This window comes from Burkholderia sp. AU30280 (assembly GCF_020420125.1).
Classification (GTDB): Bacteria; Pseudomonadota; Gammaproteobacteria; order Burkholderiales; family Burkholderiaceae; genus Burkholderia.
In genome coordinates, this window is the sequence record NZ_JAIZRY010000019.1 from 1 (window position 1) to 16,490 (window position 16,490).

At 67.9% G+C, this 16,490-nt stretch carries 17 protein-coding genes; 12 read left to right on the plus strand and 5 right to left on the minus strand.

The genetic code is table 11. The features are described from left to right. Nucleotides 1–169: 169 nt before the first annotated feature. The 3 genes from LGN17_RS32440 (at nucleotide 170) to rfaE2 (ending at nucleotide 3,379) form a co-directional block, all read left to right on the plus strand. A complete protein-coding gene (locus LGN17_RS32440; RefSeq protein WP_175970738.1) occupies nucleotides 170–1,396 on the plus strand; it encodes a patatin-like phospholipase family protein in 1,227 nt (408 codons plus the stop codon). 465 nt (nucleotides 1,397–1,861) lie between these two features. Further along, nucleotides 1,862–2,740, plus strand: coding sequence for a ferritin-like domain-containing protein (locus LGN17_RS32445; protein ID WP_175970737.1), 879 nt, complete (start codon nucleotides 1,862–1,864; stop codon nucleotides 2,738–2,740). Between the two features lie 153 nt (nucleotides 2,741–2,893). Beyond that, the gene (rfaE2, locus tag LGN17_RS32450) at nucleotides 2,894–3,379 is read left to right on the plus strand and encodes a D-glycero-beta-D-manno-heptose 1-phosphate adenylyltransferase (RefSeq protein ID WP_069248974.1); all 486 of its coding nucleotides are present in this window, start codon (nucleotides 2,894–2,896) and stop codon (nucleotides 3,377–3,379) included. 26 nt (nucleotides 3,380–3,405) lie between these two features. On the opposite strand, the gene LGN17_RS32455 is transcribed toward rfaE2, so the two are convergent. The 3 genes from LGN17_RS32455 to LGN17_RS32465 form a co-directional block, all read right to left on the minus strand. Then, the gene (locus LGN17_RS32455) at nucleotides 3,406–3,648 is read right to left on the minus strand and encodes a hypothetical protein (RefSeq protein ID WP_226200987.1); all 243 of its coding nucleotides are present in this window, start codon (nucleotides 3,646–3,648) and stop codon (nucleotides 3,406–3,408) included. Between the two features lie 196 nt (nucleotides 3,649–3,844). Beyond that, a complete protein-coding gene (locus tag LGN17_RS32460) occupies nucleotides 3,845–4,645 on the minus strand; it encodes a type III pantothenate kinase (RefSeq protein ID WP_226200988.1) in 801 nt (266 codons plus the stop codon). Then, nucleotides 4,642–5,562, minus strand: a complete 921-nt coding sequence (locus tag LGN17_RS32465) for a biotin--[acetyl-CoA-carboxylase] ligase (RefSeq protein ID WP_226200989.1) — start codon at nucleotides 5,560–5,562, stop codon at nucleotides 4,642–4,644. Before LGN17_RS32465 ends, LGN17_RS32460 begins: the two co-directional genes overlap by 4 nt. A 472-nt stretch (nucleotides 5,563–6,034) precedes the next feature. Here LGN17_RS32465 and LGN17_RS32470 point away from each other — a divergent pair, with 472 nt between their 5' ends. The 3 genes from LGN17_RS32470 to LGN17_RS32480 are packed head-to-tail and all read left to right on the plus strand — an operon-like array spanning nucleotide 6,035 to nucleotide 7,674. Further along, nucleotides 6,035–6,589, plus strand: coding sequence for a hypothetical protein (locus LGN17_RS32470; RefSeq protein WP_226200990.1), 555 nt, complete (start codon nucleotides 6,035–6,037; stop codon nucleotides 6,587–6,589). After that, nucleotides 6,579–7,253, plus strand: coding sequence for a M35 family metallo-endopeptidase (locus LGN17_RS32475; protein ID WP_226200991.1), 675 nt, complete (start codon nucleotides 6,579–6,581; stop codon nucleotides 7,251–7,253). Before LGN17_RS32470 ends, LGN17_RS32475 begins: the two co-directional genes overlap by 11 nt. Beyond that, nucleotides 7,213–7,674 carry an OmpA family protein gene (locus LGN17_RS32480; RefSeq protein ID WP_226200992.1) on the plus strand — a complete coding sequence of 154 codons (462 nt, stop codon included), beginning with the start codon at nucleotides 7,213–7,215 and terminating at the stop codon, nucleotides 7,672–7,674. The genes LGN17_RS32475 and LGN17_RS32480 overlap by 41 nt, the downstream gene beginning before the upstream one ends. A 316-nt stretch (nucleotides 7,675–7,990) precedes the next feature. Here the strand turns inward: LGN17_RS32480 and LGN17_RS32485 are convergent, their stop codons facing one another. After that, nucleotides 7,991–8,836 (minus strand): tetratricopeptide repeat protein, encoded by an 846-nt coding sequence (locus LGN17_RS32485; protein ID WP_226200993.1) that lies wholly within the window; start codon nucleotides 8,834–8,836, stop codon nucleotides 7,991–7,993. Between the two features lie 8 nt (nucleotides 8,837–8,844). Continuing rightward, entirely contained in the window at nucleotides 8,845–10,914 is a 2,070-nt protein-coding gene (locus LGN17_RS32490) for a bifunctional 2',3'-cyclic-nucleotide 2'-phosphodiesterase/3'-nucleotidase (RefSeq protein WP_226200994.1), read from the minus strand. Nucleotides 10,915–11,207: 293 nt separating this feature from the next. Here LGN17_RS32490 and LGN17_RS32495 point away from each other — a divergent pair, with 293 nt between their 5' ends. From LGN17_RS32495 to LGN17_RS32520, 6 genes are all read left to right on the plus strand, one after another. After that, complete coding sequence (locus LGN17_RS32495) at nucleotides 11,208–12,332, plus strand: ABC transporter permease (RefSeq protein WP_264166141.1); 1,125 nt, start codon at nucleotides 11,208–11,210, stop codon at nucleotides 12,330–12,332. Further along, nucleotides 12,329–13,243, plus strand: a complete 915-nt coding sequence (locus LGN17_RS32500; RefSeq protein ID WP_226200995.1) for an ABC transporter ATP-binding protein — start codon at nucleotides 12,329–12,331, stop codon at nucleotides 13,241–13,243. Before LGN17_RS32495 ends, LGN17_RS32500 begins: the two co-directional genes overlap by 4 nt. 18 nt (nucleotides 13,244–13,261) lie before the next feature. Beyond that, nucleotides 13,262–14,191, plus strand: coding sequence for an MlaD family protein (locus tag LGN17_RS32505; protein WP_175016397.1), 930 nt, complete (start codon nucleotides 13,262–13,264; stop codon nucleotides 14,189–14,191). Nucleotides 14,192–14,229: 38 nt separating this feature from the next. Continuing rightward, nucleotides 14,230–14,853, plus strand: coding sequence for an ABC-type transport auxiliary lipoprotein family protein (locus LGN17_RS32510; protein WP_089461833.1), 624 nt, complete (start codon nucleotides 14,230–14,232; stop codon nucleotides 14,851–14,853). Between the two features lie 19 nt (nucleotides 14,854–14,872). Beyond that, the gene (locus LGN17_RS32515; RefSeq protein WP_226200996.1) at nucleotides 14,873–16,024 is read left to right on the plus strand and encodes a VanZ family protein; all 1,152 of its coding nucleotides are present in this window, start codon (nucleotides 14,873–14,875) and stop codon (nucleotides 16,022–16,024) included. Between the two features lie 144 nt (nucleotides 16,025–16,168). Continuing rightward, the gene (locus LGN17_RS32520; protein WP_011694422.1) at nucleotides 16,169–16,486 is read left to right on the plus strand and encodes a (2Fe-2S) ferredoxin domain-containing protein; all 318 of its coding nucleotides are present in this window, start codon (nucleotides 16,169–16,171) and stop codon (nucleotides 16,484–16,486) included. The last annotated feature ends 4 nt before the right edge of the window (nucleotides 16,487–16,490 follow it).

The following is a 16,490-nucleotide window of genomic DNA, read 5'->3' on the forward strand; positions in this document are numbered from 1 at the left end:
GCTCCGGCCGCCGCCGCGCCGCGCAAGCCCGCGGCGAAGCGCGCGAAGTCGACCGGTGCGAGCGGTGCGGCCGGTTCGGCCGCGGCGCGCGCGGCGGCCGCTTCGTCGCCCGAAACCCGTCCGCCGAAGCGCTCGACGTGACGCGGCGCAGGTAGCAGGCAGGTCGACCATGCGGCTCGCGCTCGTTCTGATGGGAGGCGGCGCACGTGCCGCCTATCAGGTCGGCGTGCTGAAGGCGCTGGCCGAGATCGCGCGCGAAGCCGATCCGCAGCGGCAGACGCTGCCGTTCGCGGTCGTGTGCGGCTCGTCGGCCGGCGCGATCAACGCGACGTCGATCGCGAGCCACGCAGACGACTTTTCCCACGGCGTGCGGCGCCTGCTCGAATTCTGGGAGCCGTTGCGCGCCGACTACGTGTATCGCACCGACTGGCTCGGCATCGCGGCCGCCGGCGCGCGCTGGCTCGCGACGATGACCTTCGGCTGGGCGGCCCGCCGTTCGCCGCGCGGGTTGCTCGACAACGCGCCGCTCGCGCACCTGCTGCAGCGCGAGCTGAGTTTCCACCGAATCGAGCAGATGCTCGAAGCGCGCCTGCTGCACGCGCTCGCGGTGACGGCGCTCAGCTATTCGAGCGGGCGGCACCTCACGTTCTACCAGGCGGCGGAGCCGATCCAGGCGTGGCGCCGCGCGCAACGCACCGCACGGCTCGTCGACCTGTCGGCGTCGCACCTGCTCGCGTCGTCGGCGATTCCATTCGTGTTCCCGGCCGTGCCGCTCGTGCTCGACGGGCAGATCGAATACTTCGGCGACGGGTCGATCCGGCAGATCGCGCCGCTGTCGCCGGCAATCCATTTCGGCGCGGACCGGATCGTCGTGGTCGGTGCGGCCGACCCGCGGCCCGAGATTCCGGCCGCGAACGGCGCCGGGCTGGTACGCGGCTACCCGACGCTCGCGCAGATCGGCCAGCAGGTGCTCGCGAGCGTGTTCCTCGACTCGATCGGCTCGGACATCGAGCGCATCGAGCACATCAACCGGATGATCGAGCACCTGCCGCACCAGGTCGAGGTGGGCAGCGGCTGGCGGCACGTCGATGTGCTCGCGATCGCGCCGTCCGAGCGCATCGAGCTGATCGCCGCGAAGCACCTGAAGCAGATGCCGGCGACGATGCGCGGGCTGCTCGGCGCAATCGGCGGCAGCCAGCCGGCCGGCGCGTCGTTCGCGAGCTACCTGCTGTTCGAGGAGGCGTTCACGCGCGAACTGATCGAGCTCGGCTACCGTGACGGGCGCGCGCAGCGCGACACGTTGGCCGGCTGGATCGCGCGGGCGGACGGCGGCAGCGTGCCGGCCGCCGGCATACCGCCGGAAGACGGCCTCGCGACCGGCGAAATACGGGTCTGATGCGCCGAAATGGTGCGTGGTTGCGTTTTCGCGACGGCCAGCCGCGACCGATCGCCGCACCGCGAATGGCGGAGCGCGACCGGCCAGGCGTCTCGGAACCGTCATGGACGCGTGCTATCATGGCCGCCGCCGTATACACCATATCGAACAGCCCGCCGATCCGGCATCCGCACGGGGAACCCTTCGGGGCACCCGCCTGGGGCAGGGGACGGGCGCGTCACGAGCCGGCCAGCGCCGGCCCCCACTCAGGCAAGTGCGCAGCCGGTTCCGTTCGCGCGGAGCGTGGCTGCGGCATGCCGCAACGGCGGCGCGGCCGCCCGGCTGCCGGACGAGCAATCGGCGTCCGGCCGGTCGGTTTCACGCGTAAAATTACAGTCTTGGCCGCAAAAAGCGCGCTCGGCGCGCCGCTGCGGCAACAGTCACGTTTAGAGAAGTCGCATTGCGCAGAACAGGGGTGGGACCATCATGAACACCATGCTTTATCCGGAACTTTACCGATCGCTCGAAGCTGTCCGCTGGGACATGGAGAAGGACATTCCGTGGGACAAGTTCGACGCTTCGCTGCTCACCGACGAGCAGGCGAAGACGATCAAGATGAACGCGATCACCGAATGGTCGGCGCTGCCCGCGACGGAAATGTTCCTGCGCGACAACCAGCACGACAGCGACTTTTCCGCGTTCATGAGCGTGTGGTTCTTCGAGGAGCAGAAGCATTCGCTCGTACTGATGGAATACCTGCGCCGTTTCCGGCCGGAGATGGTGCCGACCGAAGAGGAACTGCACGCGGTGCGCTTCGAATTCGATCCGGCGCCGCCGCTCGAGACGCTGATGCTGCACTTCTGCGGCGAGATCCGCTTGAACCACTGGTACCGTTGCGCGGCCGACTGGCATACCGAGCCGGTCATCAAGCACATCTACGAAACGATCTCGCGCGATGAAGCGCGCCATGGCGGCGCGTACCTGCGCTACATGAAGAAGGCGCTGAACAACTGCGGCGACGTTGCGCGTGCCGCGTTCGCAAAGATCGGCGTGCTGATGGCGTCGGCGCGCCGCACCGAGAAGCCGCTGCACCCGACCAACCTGCACGTGAACCAGGCGCTGTTCCCGCGCGACACCGTGCAGTCGCGCCTGCCCGATCCGGAATGGCTCGAGCGCTGGCTCGACGAGCAGATCCGGTTCGACGGCGAGTGGGAAAAGAAGGTTGTCGAGCGGATCCTGCACAACCTGTCGATCCTGTTCGAGCGCACGTTCGCGACCGCGCAGGAACTGAACCGCTATCGCAAGGAAGTGACCAGCCGCCTGCAGGCCGAAAGCGGCCCGTCGTCGGCCGCGCAGCCGGCCTGAGGCCGGTTGGCGCCGCGGCAGCCGGCGTGAATCGCGCCGGCCGCGTTGCGCGATGCCGTACCCGTTGCATGAAGCCCGCCCGGTCAGTCCGGCGGGCTTTTTATCTGGCGCCGCCGCCGCGCGCGCCGTTGTTCATTCCGTCCAGCCTCCATCATGTCCGCCACCTTCGAACGCAAGCTGATCACCCGTGATGCCCTCGTCGCCCTGCGTGCGTCACTGCCGTCCCCCGTCGTGTTCACCAACGGCGTATTCGACATCCTGCATCGCGGCCACGTCACGTATCTTGCCGACGCCAAAGCGCTCGGCGCATGCCTGATCGTCGGTGTGAACAGCGACGCGTCGGTACGCATGCTCGGCAAGGGCGACGACCGGCCGATCAATCGCGAGGAAGACCGCGCGGCGCTGCTCGCGGCGCTGGAAAGCGTCGACTGGGTCGTGACGTTCGAGGAAAAGACGCCGGTGTCGCTGATCGAGGCCGTCCGGCCGGACATTCTCGTGAAGGGGGGCGACTACGACATGGATGCGTTGCCGGAATCGGCGCTGGTGCGCGGCTGGGGCGGCCGCGCGCTGGCGATTCCGTTCGAGCACGATCGCTCGACCACCGCGTTGCTGAAGAAGGTGCGCGCGCAACAGTCCTGAGCGCAGTCCGGCGCAGTCCGGCGCCGTCAGGGCGCGGACGCCGCGAGCGGCTCGGCCGTGACGGCTGGCGGCGTGATCGGGCCGCCGACGACGGGCTGATCGGTTGCCTGCGCGAGCGGCGTCACGCGCAGCGCATCGGGCCGCACCTGCCGCGCCAGCACGCCCGGTTCGCGCGGGCCGGCCGCCGGCAGCGGCCCGAACACGCCGCGCGCCGCCACGAACGCAAGCATGTTGGCGAGAAAGAGAACAGCGATCAGCCAGCGCAGCATCGTCGACACTCCTCGTCGTCATTGACGTGGTTCACGTCATTCAATCGGGCCGGCCGCATCGCCGGCTATTTCACGCCTTCCGGTGACCGTGCGTGCGGGCTGCCGTCGTGGCGCCGCCCGTTCTTCACCGTCATCTTGACGCAGGCCCGCATGGGCTCGCGTCGCCGTGCGCCGGCGCGATGCCGGCGCCTTTCCGTCACGCCTGCGCCGCCGGTGCGGCCGCCGCTTCCGCGGCGATCAGCGCGAGCCCGGACAGGATCAGTGCATCGTGCCGGGTATGCGGGACCGTCAGCGCACGCGCGACGTCGTCCGCCGCGCCGCCTGCCAGCACGAGCCGCACCGGCGCCTGCCAGGCATCCGCGAGATCGCGCCACGCGCGTTCGATCAGCCCGGCCTGCGCGTACAGGCAGCCGGCCGACAGCGAGCGCGGCGTATCGACCTGGAACGGTTCTGCTTGTGCACCTGCAAGCAGGCCGCTTGCGATATCGGTGGTCAGCGTCGGCAACTGCGCGGTGTGCGTGCCGAGCGCGCGCATCATCAGTGCCCACCCCGGCGCAATCAGACCGCCCGTGAAGCGGCCGTCCGCGCGCAGTGCCTCGAGCGTCGTCGCGGTGCCGAACGTCGCGATCAGCAGATGCTCGCCCGGAAAGGCCGCGTGCGCGCCGATCAGGCCGGCCCAGCGGTCGCTGCCGAGCTGGTCGGGCGTCGTATAGCCGTTCGTCACGCCGCATTGCGCGGGGCGCGAGCGTATCGTCGTGCGCGGCAGGCTTGGCCAGCGGGCGTCGAGCAGCGCGTCGATCCGGGCGGCGACGTCGGCGCCCGCGACGTTCGAGATCCATGCGCCGCGCGGACGCGGCAGGTTCGACCAGTCGGGATCGGCGCCGCCGTCGCGTGCGTGGCCGAACGCGCCGGTCTGGACAAGCGTGCGCTGCGCATCGGCGAGCGCCCACTTGATCCGGCTGTTGCCGGCGTCGATCAGCAGGTGCGGCTCGCTCATTGCGCTTCGCGCAGCGACACGTCGCCGGCCGCGATCGCCTGCACGCCGTTCGGCGTGTCGAGCAGCAACTGGCCGGTCTCATCGATACCCGTTGCGATGCCGCGTGCGCGTTCGACGCCCTGTTCGAGCAGGACGACTTCGCGGCCGGCGTACGCGTGCAATGCATGCCAGCGCGGCAGGAACGGCGCGAGCCCGTCGGTGCCGAACTGCGCGAGCGCGGGCGTGAGCGCGTTCAGTGACGCGGCGAGCGTATCGGTGAGGTTGGCCGATGCGCACGCGATCGACAGCGCGGCCGGCGGCAGCCCGATCGCGAGGGTCGCTTCGCGAGCACGCAGCGCGTCGACTTGCGCGGCAACGGCCTCCGCGCCGCGCACGTTGATGCCGAAGCCGATCACGACGGCGGTCGCGTCGGCGGTGGTCCAGACGGTTTCGATCAGGATCCCGGCGAGCTTGCCGACGATGCGCGGCGCGCCGTCGTCGGTGGTCGTCAGCAGCAGGTCGTTCGGCCATTTGAGCGCGACGCGCGAGCGGGCGTCGAGCGGCAGCGCGGCCAGCCCTTCGGCGAGCGCGACGCCGATCGCGATACTGAGGCCGCCGAGCGTGTCGACGGGGCGCGGCACGATGCAGCCGACCGAGCAGAGCAGCGCATTGCCGGGCTGTGCGAACCACGGGCGGCCCTGCCGGCCGCGGCCGGCCGTCTGCTCGAACGCGACACGAACGAGCGGCGCGGGCAACGCGTTCGCGCTGCGCGGCAGCGCCTTGAGCCGCGTCGCGACGTCGGCGTTGGTCGAGCCGGTGGCGGCGACGATGTCGAGCGGCCACGCACGCGGCGCGGCGTCCAGGTGCGCCTCGAGCCGGTTGCGCGCGATGTGTGCGTCGCCGGAATCGGGCGTGTCGGAAGAGGTGGGGGCGTTCATGGTGGCTATTGTAGCGACAGGGGGCGGGGGGCGCGTCGGGAAGCGGGGAGGCGTTTGTCGGGGCGCTTGCCTGGATCGTCGCGACGCATTGGCCCGAATTTCGTTGCCGCCAAGCGAAGATGTCGCGTGTTCAAGCGGAAGTGCATCGTCAAGCCAAATGAAGTCCGGCCCGGTTCTTGTCGGGTGATGGGAAAAGCATGGTCGATTCATATAAATTGATTAGGATTTCGAATTCGTCTGATTGATTCCCTTGTACTGATTGGGCATTTTTGGATGCCAACCATTGACGACGGGGAATCCAGATGAGCAACGGGCAAGAGTCGCCGGCATCTTCTTTTACGGTTATCTGTCGGTTTGCTGCGAAAAGCGGCCGGCGTATCCGGGCTGGCGATAAGACAGTCATCGAATCGGGAACGGTTCGTCTTTATACGGATACGAAGCGTTCGGGCGCGACGTTTCGAGGCGAGTCGGCATGATTCGTCATTTCCTCGCCAAAGGCGACCGGGGCGGTAACGCCGTGATCACGGAAGGGCTGGAGTTCGTCACGTGTTCCAATCCACCCCCGCGCGTACAGATCGCCACGCTCTACATGAAAACCTACTGTACGGCTTGCAAACGGGAAGGGTTCATCGCGCCGGAAGGTCCGCGTTTGCCTGGTACGGGGCCCAATGGGCAGCAGTGGGCATTGAGCGGAGATATCAATGCATGTGGTTGCCATCCGCCTCCTGTCTTCTATGCCGAACGCGGTATGCGTATGGTTATCGGCAACGAGTATCTGGCCGCGCAGAAGGGGCAAGGTAGCGGCAATTTTCAATCGACGGCCGATGATGCGGGATACGACGAGCAGTATGTATTGAGAAGTGAACGGACCGGAAGTCCCTTGGCACGTGTGCCATATCGAATACATACCAGTTCAGGGAAGCTCTTCAGCGGCGTGACTGATTGTGCGGGATGCACCCAACGCGTTGCCACAAGCCGTGCAGAGAACTTGAGAATCGAAATAGTCGAGAACAACGATGCCTCATAACGACTACGAGTACGTGACTGTTGATGACACAGCCGTGACGAACACCAAACGAAACTCACGAGTGGATCTGTTTTTGACGGTCGACGGGCCGCCGATTTGCGAAAATATGACCGATGCTGAGTTTCGAAAGAAAGTCTTGGTTTTACGTGACGACGCGGTAAAAATAGTCGCGCAGCGACTTCATGAATTGAGCGCCTGGAAAGCGCACGCACGGGCACGAGTCAGGGAGTGGTTCGGGAGTGACGACGAGTCCACTCGAGCCGTGCTGAGCGAAGGATTGGCAGCCTTGATGATCGTTATGCAAGGGCTGACGGCAAGAAATTTCGTCCGGTCCGATCCCGAATTAGATAGGGCTTTGGGGTGTACACCGAACACCAAAAATCTAGCTGGTGAAGTCGCGCACGTTTGTGGCCCGGATACCGCAACGCATATGATATCTATCACGCCCAAGTTTTGTGATCTGCCGGACACAAGTGCTGGTACGTTTGCCTCGATGCAACTCACCATTGTTCACGAGTGTGTGCATTTTATGGACACGTTCGGCGCGCTCGATTACAAGAACACCTATGGACAATTTCTCAGAAGACGCCTGGCAAAAGAAGAGCCGGCAATGGCGATCAAGAATGCGGACAATCTTGCTTGGTATATCTTGTGCGTTGATTAGTCTTTCGGCGTTGTGCGCTCCGAGTTCGACGTTTGCCTGTAGTTTTGCTTTGCAATATGAGAGCAAGCTCGAGCGCGATGTTGTGTCCATTTCAAATGCCGACCGGATCGCGCTCGCCAGTTTGTTGATTACGGTTCGAAGTAGCGTCGCAAACAATGGTCCTGTCGTGATCTACGGCTATTCGGACGAGCGCGAACGCAACGCGATTGTAGCCGCTCTCAGTCGAGCAAATGCTGTTAAGGCGTATCTACTCGATCTCGGTGTTTCAAAGGACCGAATTCATGTCGAATCGAAAATCTGGAGACGGAATTCAGCTGTTCCTGCCGGTAAGCGCAATCAGATAGAGGTCGAATTTATTCCTGCGTGCTCGCCGGGCGGCTGCGAGAATCCGTGCGGTATCACGTTGCCGGTACAGGAATAATGATGGCGAAACGCGCACGTGAGACACCCCTCGTGGAGCGCCTGCTTCTTTGCGAAAGGGGCGGCGGAAATGGCGGCGGTGCCGACGGCGGCTCGAAGCCAAGGCAGGCGATCGGACATGGATGCAGATCTCTCAGGTTTTATTGTGAGGTCGCAAGTTAAGGCATCGCCGATCGACCGAATGGTGGTTTGGCGCTCGGCGCGCTCGCTCGTGTCCCGCGACCGATTCCGCCTTGGGCGATCGATGCGCGGGGTGTCGGGCCGCCCCTGTCCCGACGGCTCGCGCCAGCACGCGCGCGAGCCGAGGAACCATCACATCACGGCGCGACAACCGGATGCTTCAGCGCATGCGCGGTCTCGATCCACTGCGCGTGGAATTCGTCCGCGTCGGGCTTGAGCCCGAGTTCGCCGTTGCGATAGGCCATCGCGAGCGTCTGTACGGCTTCCGGCAGCTCGTGCTCGGCGGCGCGGCGATACAGCGCCAGCGCGCGCGCCTCGTCGCGCGGCACGCCGCTGCCTTCGCGGTACGCGTTCGCGAGCATGAAGTCCGCGGCCGGAATGTCCGCGCGCGACGCGATCTCGAACCAGTGCGCGGCCTGTACCGGATCGGCGACGATGCCGTAGCCGCTCCGATAGATCAGCCCGAGGTAATACGCGGCGGCCGGGTCGCCCTGCGCGGCCGCTTCGCCGAGCAGCGTACGGGCGCGTGCGTAGTCCTTCGGCATGTCGCCGCTGCCGAGCAGCAACGCCTTGCCGAGCGCGAGCTGCGCACGCCGGGCGGCCGGCGCGTCGGCCTGGCTGTCTGCCGTCGCGGCCGTTTCCAGCCAGCCGCGCCCCTCGTCGCGCAGCCCCGGTTCGCGGGCATCGACGAGCGCGATGCCGAGCGCCGCCTGCGCGGCGCCCGAGCCGCGGCGCGCGAGCGTGCGTAATTGCGCGAGCGCATGCGGCTCGGTGGCCTGTGTGACCATCGCCTGCCACTCGTCGAGCTGCGCGGCGCTCGGCGCGGGGCCGGCGCCGCGCAGGCCAGTCGTCGCGACGACGGCCGCGACGGTCATGGCCGCCGCCGCGAGCAGCGCGGCCGGCGGGAGTTTCGCGCGCAGCAGGCGCCGCGCGGCGGCGGCGAAGCCGGTTTCGGCCGGCCGCATCGTCCGGATCGGTTGCATCGCGTGTCTCATTGCGTGAGGTCGATTTCGTAGGTGGCGAGGTTCTTGCCGGAGCCGTCGTCGGCCGCGACCTGCGTGATGCCGGTCAGGCCGGCCGCCGCCGCGTCGCCGAGGCGGTTCGGCGCGGACGCGAACTGCACGTGCGCGACCGAGCTCGCGAGCTTCGTGAAGCGCCAGCTGCGCTGCGCGCCGTCGGCCGCGCGCGTGATCGCGCCGCGCTTCTTGATGAATGCGATCAGCACGTCGCGGTTCGCATCGGGCGACGCGAAGATCGTCTTGCTGCCGTCGAGGCCCGGGAAGTTGCCGCCGCCGCTCGCGCGATAGTTGTTGGTCGCGACGATGAACTGCGCGTTCGGGTCGATCGGCGCGCCCTTGTACGTCAGGTTCCTGATCCGGTTGCCGACCGGCTGCGTGACGTCGATCTCATACGCGAGATCGGCCGACGTGAACATGTCGAAGTTGTAGCCGGGGAACGTGCTGACGAGCGGCTGCACGGTCGCCTTGGTCGGATCGATCCGGTTGAAGCGCTTCGCGGCCGTTTCGAGCCAGTTCTTCACGTCGGCGCCGCTCACCTTCACCGCGTACACGGTGTTCGGGTACAGGTACAGGTCGGCCGCGTTGTTGATCGCGAGCGCGCCCGGCGCGACGTCGGTGTAGTCGGTGCCGCCGCCGAAGCCGCTCTTGAACGGCGCGCTGACCGACAGCACCGGCAGCGACGCGTATTGCGGCAGGTTCGCCTGCACGTAGGTCTTCACGTAGTCGGCTTGCGCCTCGTTGACGATCTGGATCGCACCCGGGTCGCCTACATCGGCGAAGTACGAGTTCATCCGGTAGTCGGTCGAGCCGATCGGCGTCTTCACGTAGTCGATCGTCGCCTGGTGCTCGGCGGCAATCGCGGCGGACACGGACGGATCGGCCGCGACATAGCTCTTGTCGGCATTCTGGATCGGTCGCGCCTCGACGGTCGTCTGCGACTTGTCGACGCTCCACGTCTTGCCGTCGAACTTCAGGCCGAGCTTGATCACGCCGAGGTGCTTGCCCCAGTAGTTGGCCATCACGGTCGGCACGCCGTTGACGGTGCCCTTGACCTTGTCGACGCCTGGCAGGTTGAACTGCGACACGGTGCTGTTCGCGTCCGGGAACACCTGGTGCGAGTGGCCGATCAGCATCGCGTCGATGCCGGTCACCTTCGACAGCCACCAGCTGCCGTTCTCCATCGTCGGCGAATACGCGGAATTGTCGAGGCCGCCGTGCGAGATCGCGACGACGAGATCGGCGCCCTTCGCGCGCATCTCCGGAATGTACTTTTCGGCGGCTTCCTTCAGGCCGGTCGTGTAGACCTTGCCGTCGAGCCAGCGCTTGTCCCAGTTCATGATCGCCGGCGGCGTGAAGCCGATGATGCCGATCTTCACGGGCGCGCTGATCGTCTTGCCGTCCGGCGTCGTCGCGGTCACGGTGCGGGTCAGGATCGTGTACGGCGTGAACAGCGGCGCGTTGGTCTTCGCGCTGATCACGTTCGCGAGCACCTGCGGGAAGTTCGGGCCCGCGCACTTCTTCTGCTGGGCCGGCGCCGGCAGGCCGTCGACCTCGAACGTGTTGCCGGTCACCTGCGACAGGTACGGCAGCCCGTAGTTGAATTCGTGGTTGCCGATCCCGCCGCCGTCGAATTTCGCGGCGTTCATCACCTTGTAGATCGCGAGCGTCTGGTCGCAGCCGATCGGCTTCACGAGCGCCTGGTAGTCCGACAGCGCGGTGCCCTGGATCGTGTCGCCGTTGTCGAGCAACAGCGTGTTCGGATACTGCGCGCGCGCCTGCGCGATCAGCGTCGACACGCGCTCGAAGCCGAGCGAGTTGTCGGCGGCGAGCTTGAAATAGTCGTACGACAGCACGTTGGTGTGCAGGTCGGTCGTCTCCAGCAGCGCGAGCGTGGCCGTCGTGCCGACGGGCGCCTGGGCCGCCGGCGGCGTCACCGGCGGCGAGGTGACGTCGTCGCCGCCGCACGCGGCGAGGGTGAAGGCGAGGCTGGCGAGCGCGGCGATGGCCGGCATGCGACGGCGGGAAAGCGGGGGGAGACGCATCGGTTGTCCTGTTCGGTGTTCTGTTTTATGGAGTGCGCGGTACGCAACGCATGGCGGCGCGGGGCGCCGACGGCCTGATGTGCGGCGCGTGAGAGTATCGAAAGGAAACGTGACGGAAGAATGAAAGGTGATGAAGCCGGCAACGGGCAGGGGGCGTCGGCTTCCACGCGCACCCCGGGGCGGGTGTCCCGGGCCGGACGCCCCAGCCAGGCGTTCCCACGGAAATCCTCACGTCGCGTCGCCGGGCGGTTCGCTACAATGGCCGCTGTCACCATTTTGCAAACAACCTGCCCTTGGACTTCGAGACTCCTCCCGGCCTGTCGGTCGACGCCGGCGGCCAGGGCCAGACGGTGCGCCTGACCGGCCAGTGGACCGCGCTCGCGCTTGCACGCAATCGCGGCGTGGTCGCGCGCCGCGTCGCGAGCATCGCGTCCGGGCGCGTGAGCGAATGGGATCTGTCCGGCATCGAGCGGCTCGACCACGTCGGTGGCCAGGCGCTGTGGCGCGTGTGGGGGCGCAAGCTGCCGGCCGGCGTCGCGCTGAGCGACAACCAGCGCACGATCTTCGAGCGCATCGAGCGGCTCGACAGCCAGCGCGAGGCACCCGAGCGCATCGTGCGCGTCGATCCCGTCACGCGGCTCGGCCAGGCAATCTTCACGTTCGGCGAACACCTGCAGGGCGGCATCGCGATGTTCGGCCTCGTGATCCTCGACGCGCTGTCGGTGCTGCGCCGCCCGCGGACGATGCCGTGGAAGGAAACGTCGGCGAACATCTACAGCGCGGGCACGCAGGCGCTGCCGATCACGGCGCTCGTCGCGTTCCTGATCGGCATCGTGCTCAGCTACCTGTCCGCGCAGCAGTTGCAGATGTTCGGCGCGAACCGCTACATCGTGAACATTCTCGGGCTGTCGGTGATCCGCGAGCTCGGCCCCGTGCTGTCGGCGATCCTCGTCGCGGGCCGCTCGGGCTCGGCGATCACCGCGCAGATCGGCGTGATGCGCGTGACCGAGGAGCTCGACGCGATGCGCGTGATGGGCATCCCGCACGGGCTGCGGCTGGTCCTGCCGCGCGTGCTCGCGCTCGGCGTCGCGATGCCGCTGCTCGTGATGTGGACCAACATCATCGCGCTGACGGGCGGCGCGCTCGCCGCGAAGCTCGTGCTCGGCATCGACGTCAACTATTTCGTGCGCTCGCTGCCGGGCGTCGTGCCGATCGCGAACCTGTACATCGGGGTCGGCAAGGGCGTCGTGTTCGGCATGCTGATCGCGCTGGTCGCCTGCCATTTCGGCTTCCGGATCAAGGCGAACTCGCAGAGCCTCGGCGAAGGCACGACCACGTCGGTCGTGTCGTCGATCACGGTCGTGATCCTCGCCGACGCGGTGTTCGCGATCCTGTTCCAGAACGTGGGGCTCGGATGAACGTGTCGAACGAAACGGACACCCACGCCGCGGCCATCGGAGCCGGGTCGATCGGCGCGCCGCCGGCCGCGGCGGCGGATACCGCCGACCTCGTGATCGAGGTGCGCAACCTGACCAAGCGCTACGGGCGCAACATCATCCACCAGAAGCTCGACTTCGACGTGCGGCGCGGCGAGATCGTGTCGATCGTCGGCGGCTCGGGCTCCGGCAAGACGACGCTCGTGCGGCAGATCCTCGGCCTCGAGCGGCCGACCTCGGGCACGATCAAGGTGTTCGGCGAGGATACGGCGACGATCGACGACGCGAGCGCGCGGATGATGCGCACGCGCTCCGGGATGCTGTTCCAGCAGGGCGCGCTGTTCTCGTCGATGACGGTGTTCGACAACGTCGCGCAGCCGCTGCGCGAGCTCGGCCGCGTGCCGCCGGACTTGCTGCACGACATCGTGATGCTGAAGCTCGAGATGGTCGGGCTGCCGTGCAAGCACGCGTCGAAGATGCCGGCCGCGCTGTCGGGCGGGATGGTCAAGCGGGTCGGCATCGCGCGCGCGATCGCGCTCGAGCCCGAGCTGCTGTTTCTCGACGAGCCGACGGCCGGCCTCGATCCGCAGGCGTCGGACGAATTCGTCGAGCTGATCGCGACGCTGCACCGCACGCTCGGGCTGACCGTCGTGATGGTGACGCACGATCTCGACACGATGGTCGCGCTGTCGACGCGCGTCGCGGTGCTGGCCGATCGCAAGGTGCTCGTCGCCGCGCCGGTCGAAGAGGTCGCGAACGTCGACCATCCGTTCATCCACGAATATTTCCTGGGGCTGCGCGGGCGCCGCGCATTGCAGGCGCTGCCGCCCGAGCGGCGCGCGAAGCTGCCGAAGGCGGCCCTCGAACCGGCGCTGTCGAGCGTCGAGCTGTAGGCACGAAGGAATCCGCGAATGGAAAACAAATCACATGCGTTCTGGGCCGGCCTGTTCACGATCGCGCTGACGCTCGCGATCGCGGGCACCGTGTTCTGGTTCAACGTCGACCGCACCGTGCGCGTGCCGTACGACCTGCTCGCGCGCACCAACGTGACGGGGCTGTTCCCGGATGCGGCCGTGCGCTTTCGCGGCCTCGACGTCGGCAAGGTGCAGTCGATCGGCTTCGATCGCGCGCACCCGGGGCAGATCCGGATCCGCATCCTCGTCGACCACGACGCGCCGATCACGCAGTCGACCTACGGCAGCCTCGGCTTCCAGGGCGTGACGGGCATTGCGTTCGTGCAGCTCGAGGACACGGGCCGCGATCTGGCGCCGCTGCCGTCGTCGACGAAGGCGATCGCGCAGATCCCGATGCGCCCGAGCCTGTTCGACCAGATCCAGGAGCGCGGCGATGTGCTGCTGCGGCAGCTCGAACTGGCTGCGAAGAGCGCGAACGCACTGATGTCGCCCGAGATGCGCGAGCAGCTGCGCGCGACCGCTGAAAGCCTGCAGCACGCGGCCGATGGCGCCACCACGCTGACGAAGCAGCTCGGCCCGGCGGTGACCGCGCTGCCGGAAACGATGCACGAGGTGAACCGCGCGATGGCGTCGGCGAACACGCTGCTGCAGCCGAACGGGCCGCTCGTGTCGAACCTGAACAAGGCCGGCACGGCCGCGGAGCAGATCGGCGTCGCGCTGAACGGTCTCAACGCACGCGTGCAGTACGACACGCTGCCGCGTTTCAATGCGCTGGCCGGCAGTGTCGGCGACGCATCGCGGCAATTGAAGGACGTGGCCGGTGAACTTGGCCGCAATCCGCGCAGTCTGTTGTTCGGTTCGCCCGGCGCGGCGCCGGGGCCCGGCGAGCCGGGCTTCGTCTGGCCGGGTGCGACGGCCGGGCAGTGATACCCATCGAAACCGGAAACATCATGCAGGAACACGCCATGCCACGAATCCTTGACCGCGCGCTGCGTCCCGCCGCGGCCGCGCTTGCCGTGCTGACGCTCTCGCTCGCGGCCGGCTGCGCCGGCAACAGCGCGGTGCTGTCGAATGTCCGCTACGACCTCGGGCCGGCCACGTCGGTCGTGACCGCAGGCCCGGGCCCCGCGCTGAAGGTGCTCGACGTTGCCGCGCCCGACGCGCTCGACTCCGACAAATTCGCGTACCGCCTCGCGTACGTGGACGCGCAGCACGTGGCCGTCTATCGCGACAGCCGCTGGACCGCGCCGCCCGCGCAACTGCTCACGCAGCGGCTGCGCGGCGCGCTGTCGTCGCGTGGCACGGTGCTCGAAGGGTCCGACGGCGTGCGCGCACCGACGCTGAAGGTCGACCTGAACGAATTCGAACAGGTGTTCGACGGCCAGTCGCAGAGCCACGGCGCCGTCACCGCGCGCGCGACGCTGATGCTGGACGGCAAGGTGCTCGGCCAGCGCACGTTCGTTGCACGCGCGCCGTCGAGCACGCCGGACGCGGCGGGCGGCGCCCGCGCGCTCGCGACGGCGAGCGACCAGCTCGTGTCGCAGATCGCCGCGTGGGTCGGCATGCAGGCGTACGCGGGCACGCCGTGACACGTGCCGCGCAGCCGCGATGAGCGCGACCGGTACGCCTCGCGCCTCGCCGTTCGCGCGCCAGGCCTTTGCCGCTTACGCGGCCCTCATCGTCTACGCGTCGCTGTATCCGTTCGAAGGCTGGGTGTCGCTCGGCATCGGGCCGTTCGACTACCTGTTCGCGCCGATGCAGCGCTATGTGACCGCATTCGACGTGGTCACGAACGTGCTCGGCTACATGCCGTTCGGCGCGCTCGCCGTGCTCGCGCTGCACCCGCGCCGGCGCGGCGTGGCCGCGACGCTGATCGCGGCCGGGCTCGGCGTGCTGTTGTCCGGCTCGATGGAAGCGTTGCAAACCTACCTGCCGACGCGCGTCGCGTCGAATCTCGATCTCGCGGCCAACGCGCTCGGCGCGCTGCTGGGCGCGGCGCTCGTCGCGCCGGCCACCGGTGCGCTGCTCGATCGCGGCGCGTTGCGCCGGTTGCGCTTCGCGTGGTTCGAGGACGACGGCGCGACACCGCTGCTGCTCGCCGGGCTGTGGCCGTTCGCGATCCTGTTTCCGTCGCCGTTCCTGTTCGGCATCGGCGACTGGCCGGCCGCGCTGTGGGAGCGGGCCGACGCGTCGATGCAGGACGCGCTGCTTGCGTGGTTGCCGGCCGCGTGGCGCGTGGGCGAATGGCCGGAGCGCGTCGACGGCTGGCTGTCCGACTCGGGGTGGGAGGCCGCGCTGGGCGGGTTGATGCTGTTCGCCGCGCTGACGATCGCGTCGCTCGCGATGCGGCCGCGCGCGCCGCGCATCCGGCTCCTGATCGCGCTCGTCGCCGCGACGCTCGTGCTGAAGGCGGCCGCGACGTTCATGCAGTCGGCCACCGGCCTCGTCGTCGTGTGGGCGACGCCCGGCGCGCGGTTGGGGATCGAGCTCGGTTTCGCGGCCGCGCTCGTCGCGCTGCGCGTGCCGGCGACCTGGCGCGCGATGCTCGCGGCGCTCGCGCTGCTGGCCGGCGTGACGCTCGTGAACCTGCTGCCGGTCAACCCGTTCTTCGACTTCACGCTGTCGGGCTGGCGGCAGGGGCGCTACCTGCACTTCAACAGCCTCGCGCGCTGGCTCGCGTGGATCTGGCCCTACGCGGCGCTGATCTGGCTCGGCCAGCGCGTCGAGCATGCGTGGCTGCCGGCCGCATCGCGGCGGTGACGCGGCTGCGGTAACGCGGCCGCATCGTTATCGCGGGCAGCGCCGTGCGCCGCTCGCTATAATCGTCCGCATCCTCCGTTGCCCCGCGCAGCGGCAACCGCTCCTCTTTCCGCACGGCCTCGCGCCGGGCCGCTCGTCACCATCATGGATTCCTACTACCAGCACCACGTCTTCTTCTGCCTGAACCAGCGCGAACCGGGCGCCGAACGCCCGAGCTGCGCGCAATGCGACGCGCAGACCATGCAGGAATACGCGAAAAAGCGCGTGAAGGAGCTCGGCCTTGCGGGGCCCGGCAAGGTTCGCATCAACAAGGCCGGCTGCCTCGACCGCTGCGAGGAAGGGCCCGTGATGGTCGTGTACCCGGAAGGCACGTGGTACACCTACGTCGACCAGGCCGACATCGACGAGATCGTCGAATCGCACCTGCGCGACGGCAAGGTCGTCGACCGCCTGAAGATCTGAGCGG

Coding starts and splice junctions, on each gene's coding strand:
- LGN17_RS32440 (WP_175970738.1), top strand. CDS start 170: ATGCGGCTCGCGCTCGTTCTGATGGGAGGCGGCGCACGTGCCGCCTAT.
- LGN17_RS32445 (WP_175970737.1), top strand. CDS start 1,862: ATGAACACCATGCTTTATCCGGAACTTTACCGATCGCTCGAAGCTGTC.
- rfaE2 (WP_069248974.1), top strand. CDS start 2,894: ATGTCCGCCACCTTCGAACGCAAGCTGATCACCCGTGATGCCCTCGTC.
- LGN17_RS32455 (WP_226200987.1), bottom strand. CDS start 3,648: ATGCTGCGCTGGCTGATCGCTGTTCTCTTTCTCGCCAACATGCTTGCG.
- LGN17_RS32460 (WP_226200988.1), bottom strand. CDS start 4,645: ATGAGCGAGCCGCACCTGCTGATCGACGCCGGCAACAGCCGGATCAAG.
- LGN17_RS32465 (WP_226200989.1), bottom strand. CDS start 5,562: ATGAACGCCCCCACCTCTTCCGACACGCCCGATTCCGGCGACGCACAC.
- LGN17_RS32470 (WP_226200990.1), top strand. CDS start 6,035: ATGATTCGTCATTTCCTCGCCAAAGGCGACCGGGGCGGTAACGCCGTG.
- LGN17_RS32475 (WP_226200991.1), top strand. CDS start 6,579: ATGCCTCATAACGACTACGAGTACGTGACTGTTGATGACACAGCCGTG.
- LGN17_RS32480 (WP_226200992.1), top strand. CDS start 7,213: ATGCGGACAATCTTGCTTGGTATATCTTGTGCGTTGATTAGTCTTTCG.
- LGN17_RS32485 (WP_226200993.1), bottom strand. CDS start 8,836: ATGCAACCGATCCGGACGATGCGGCCGGCCGAAACCGGCTTCGCCGCC.
- LGN17_RS32490 (WP_226200994.1), bottom strand. CDS start 10,914: ATGCGTCTCCCCCCGCTTTCCCGCCGTCGCATGCCGGCCATCGCCGCG.
- LGN17_RS32500 (WP_226200995.1), top strand. CDS start 12,329: ATGAACGTGTCGAACGAAACGGACACCCACGCCGCGGCCATCGGAGCC.
- LGN17_RS32505 (WP_175016397.1), top strand. CDS start 13,262: ATGGAAAACAAATCACATGCGTTCTGGGCCGGCCTGTTCACGATCGCG.
- LGN17_RS32510 (WP_089461833.1), top strand. CDS start 14,230: ATGCCACGAATCCTTGACCGCGCGCTGCGTCCCGCCGCGGCCGCGCTT.
- LGN17_RS32515 (WP_226200996.1), top strand. CDS start 14,873: ATGAGCGCGACCGGTACGCCTCGCGCCTCGCCGTTCGCGCGCCAGGCC.
- LGN17_RS32520 (WP_011694422.1), top strand. CDS start 16,169: ATGGATTCCTACTACCAGCACCACGTCTTCTTCTGCCTGAACCAGCGC.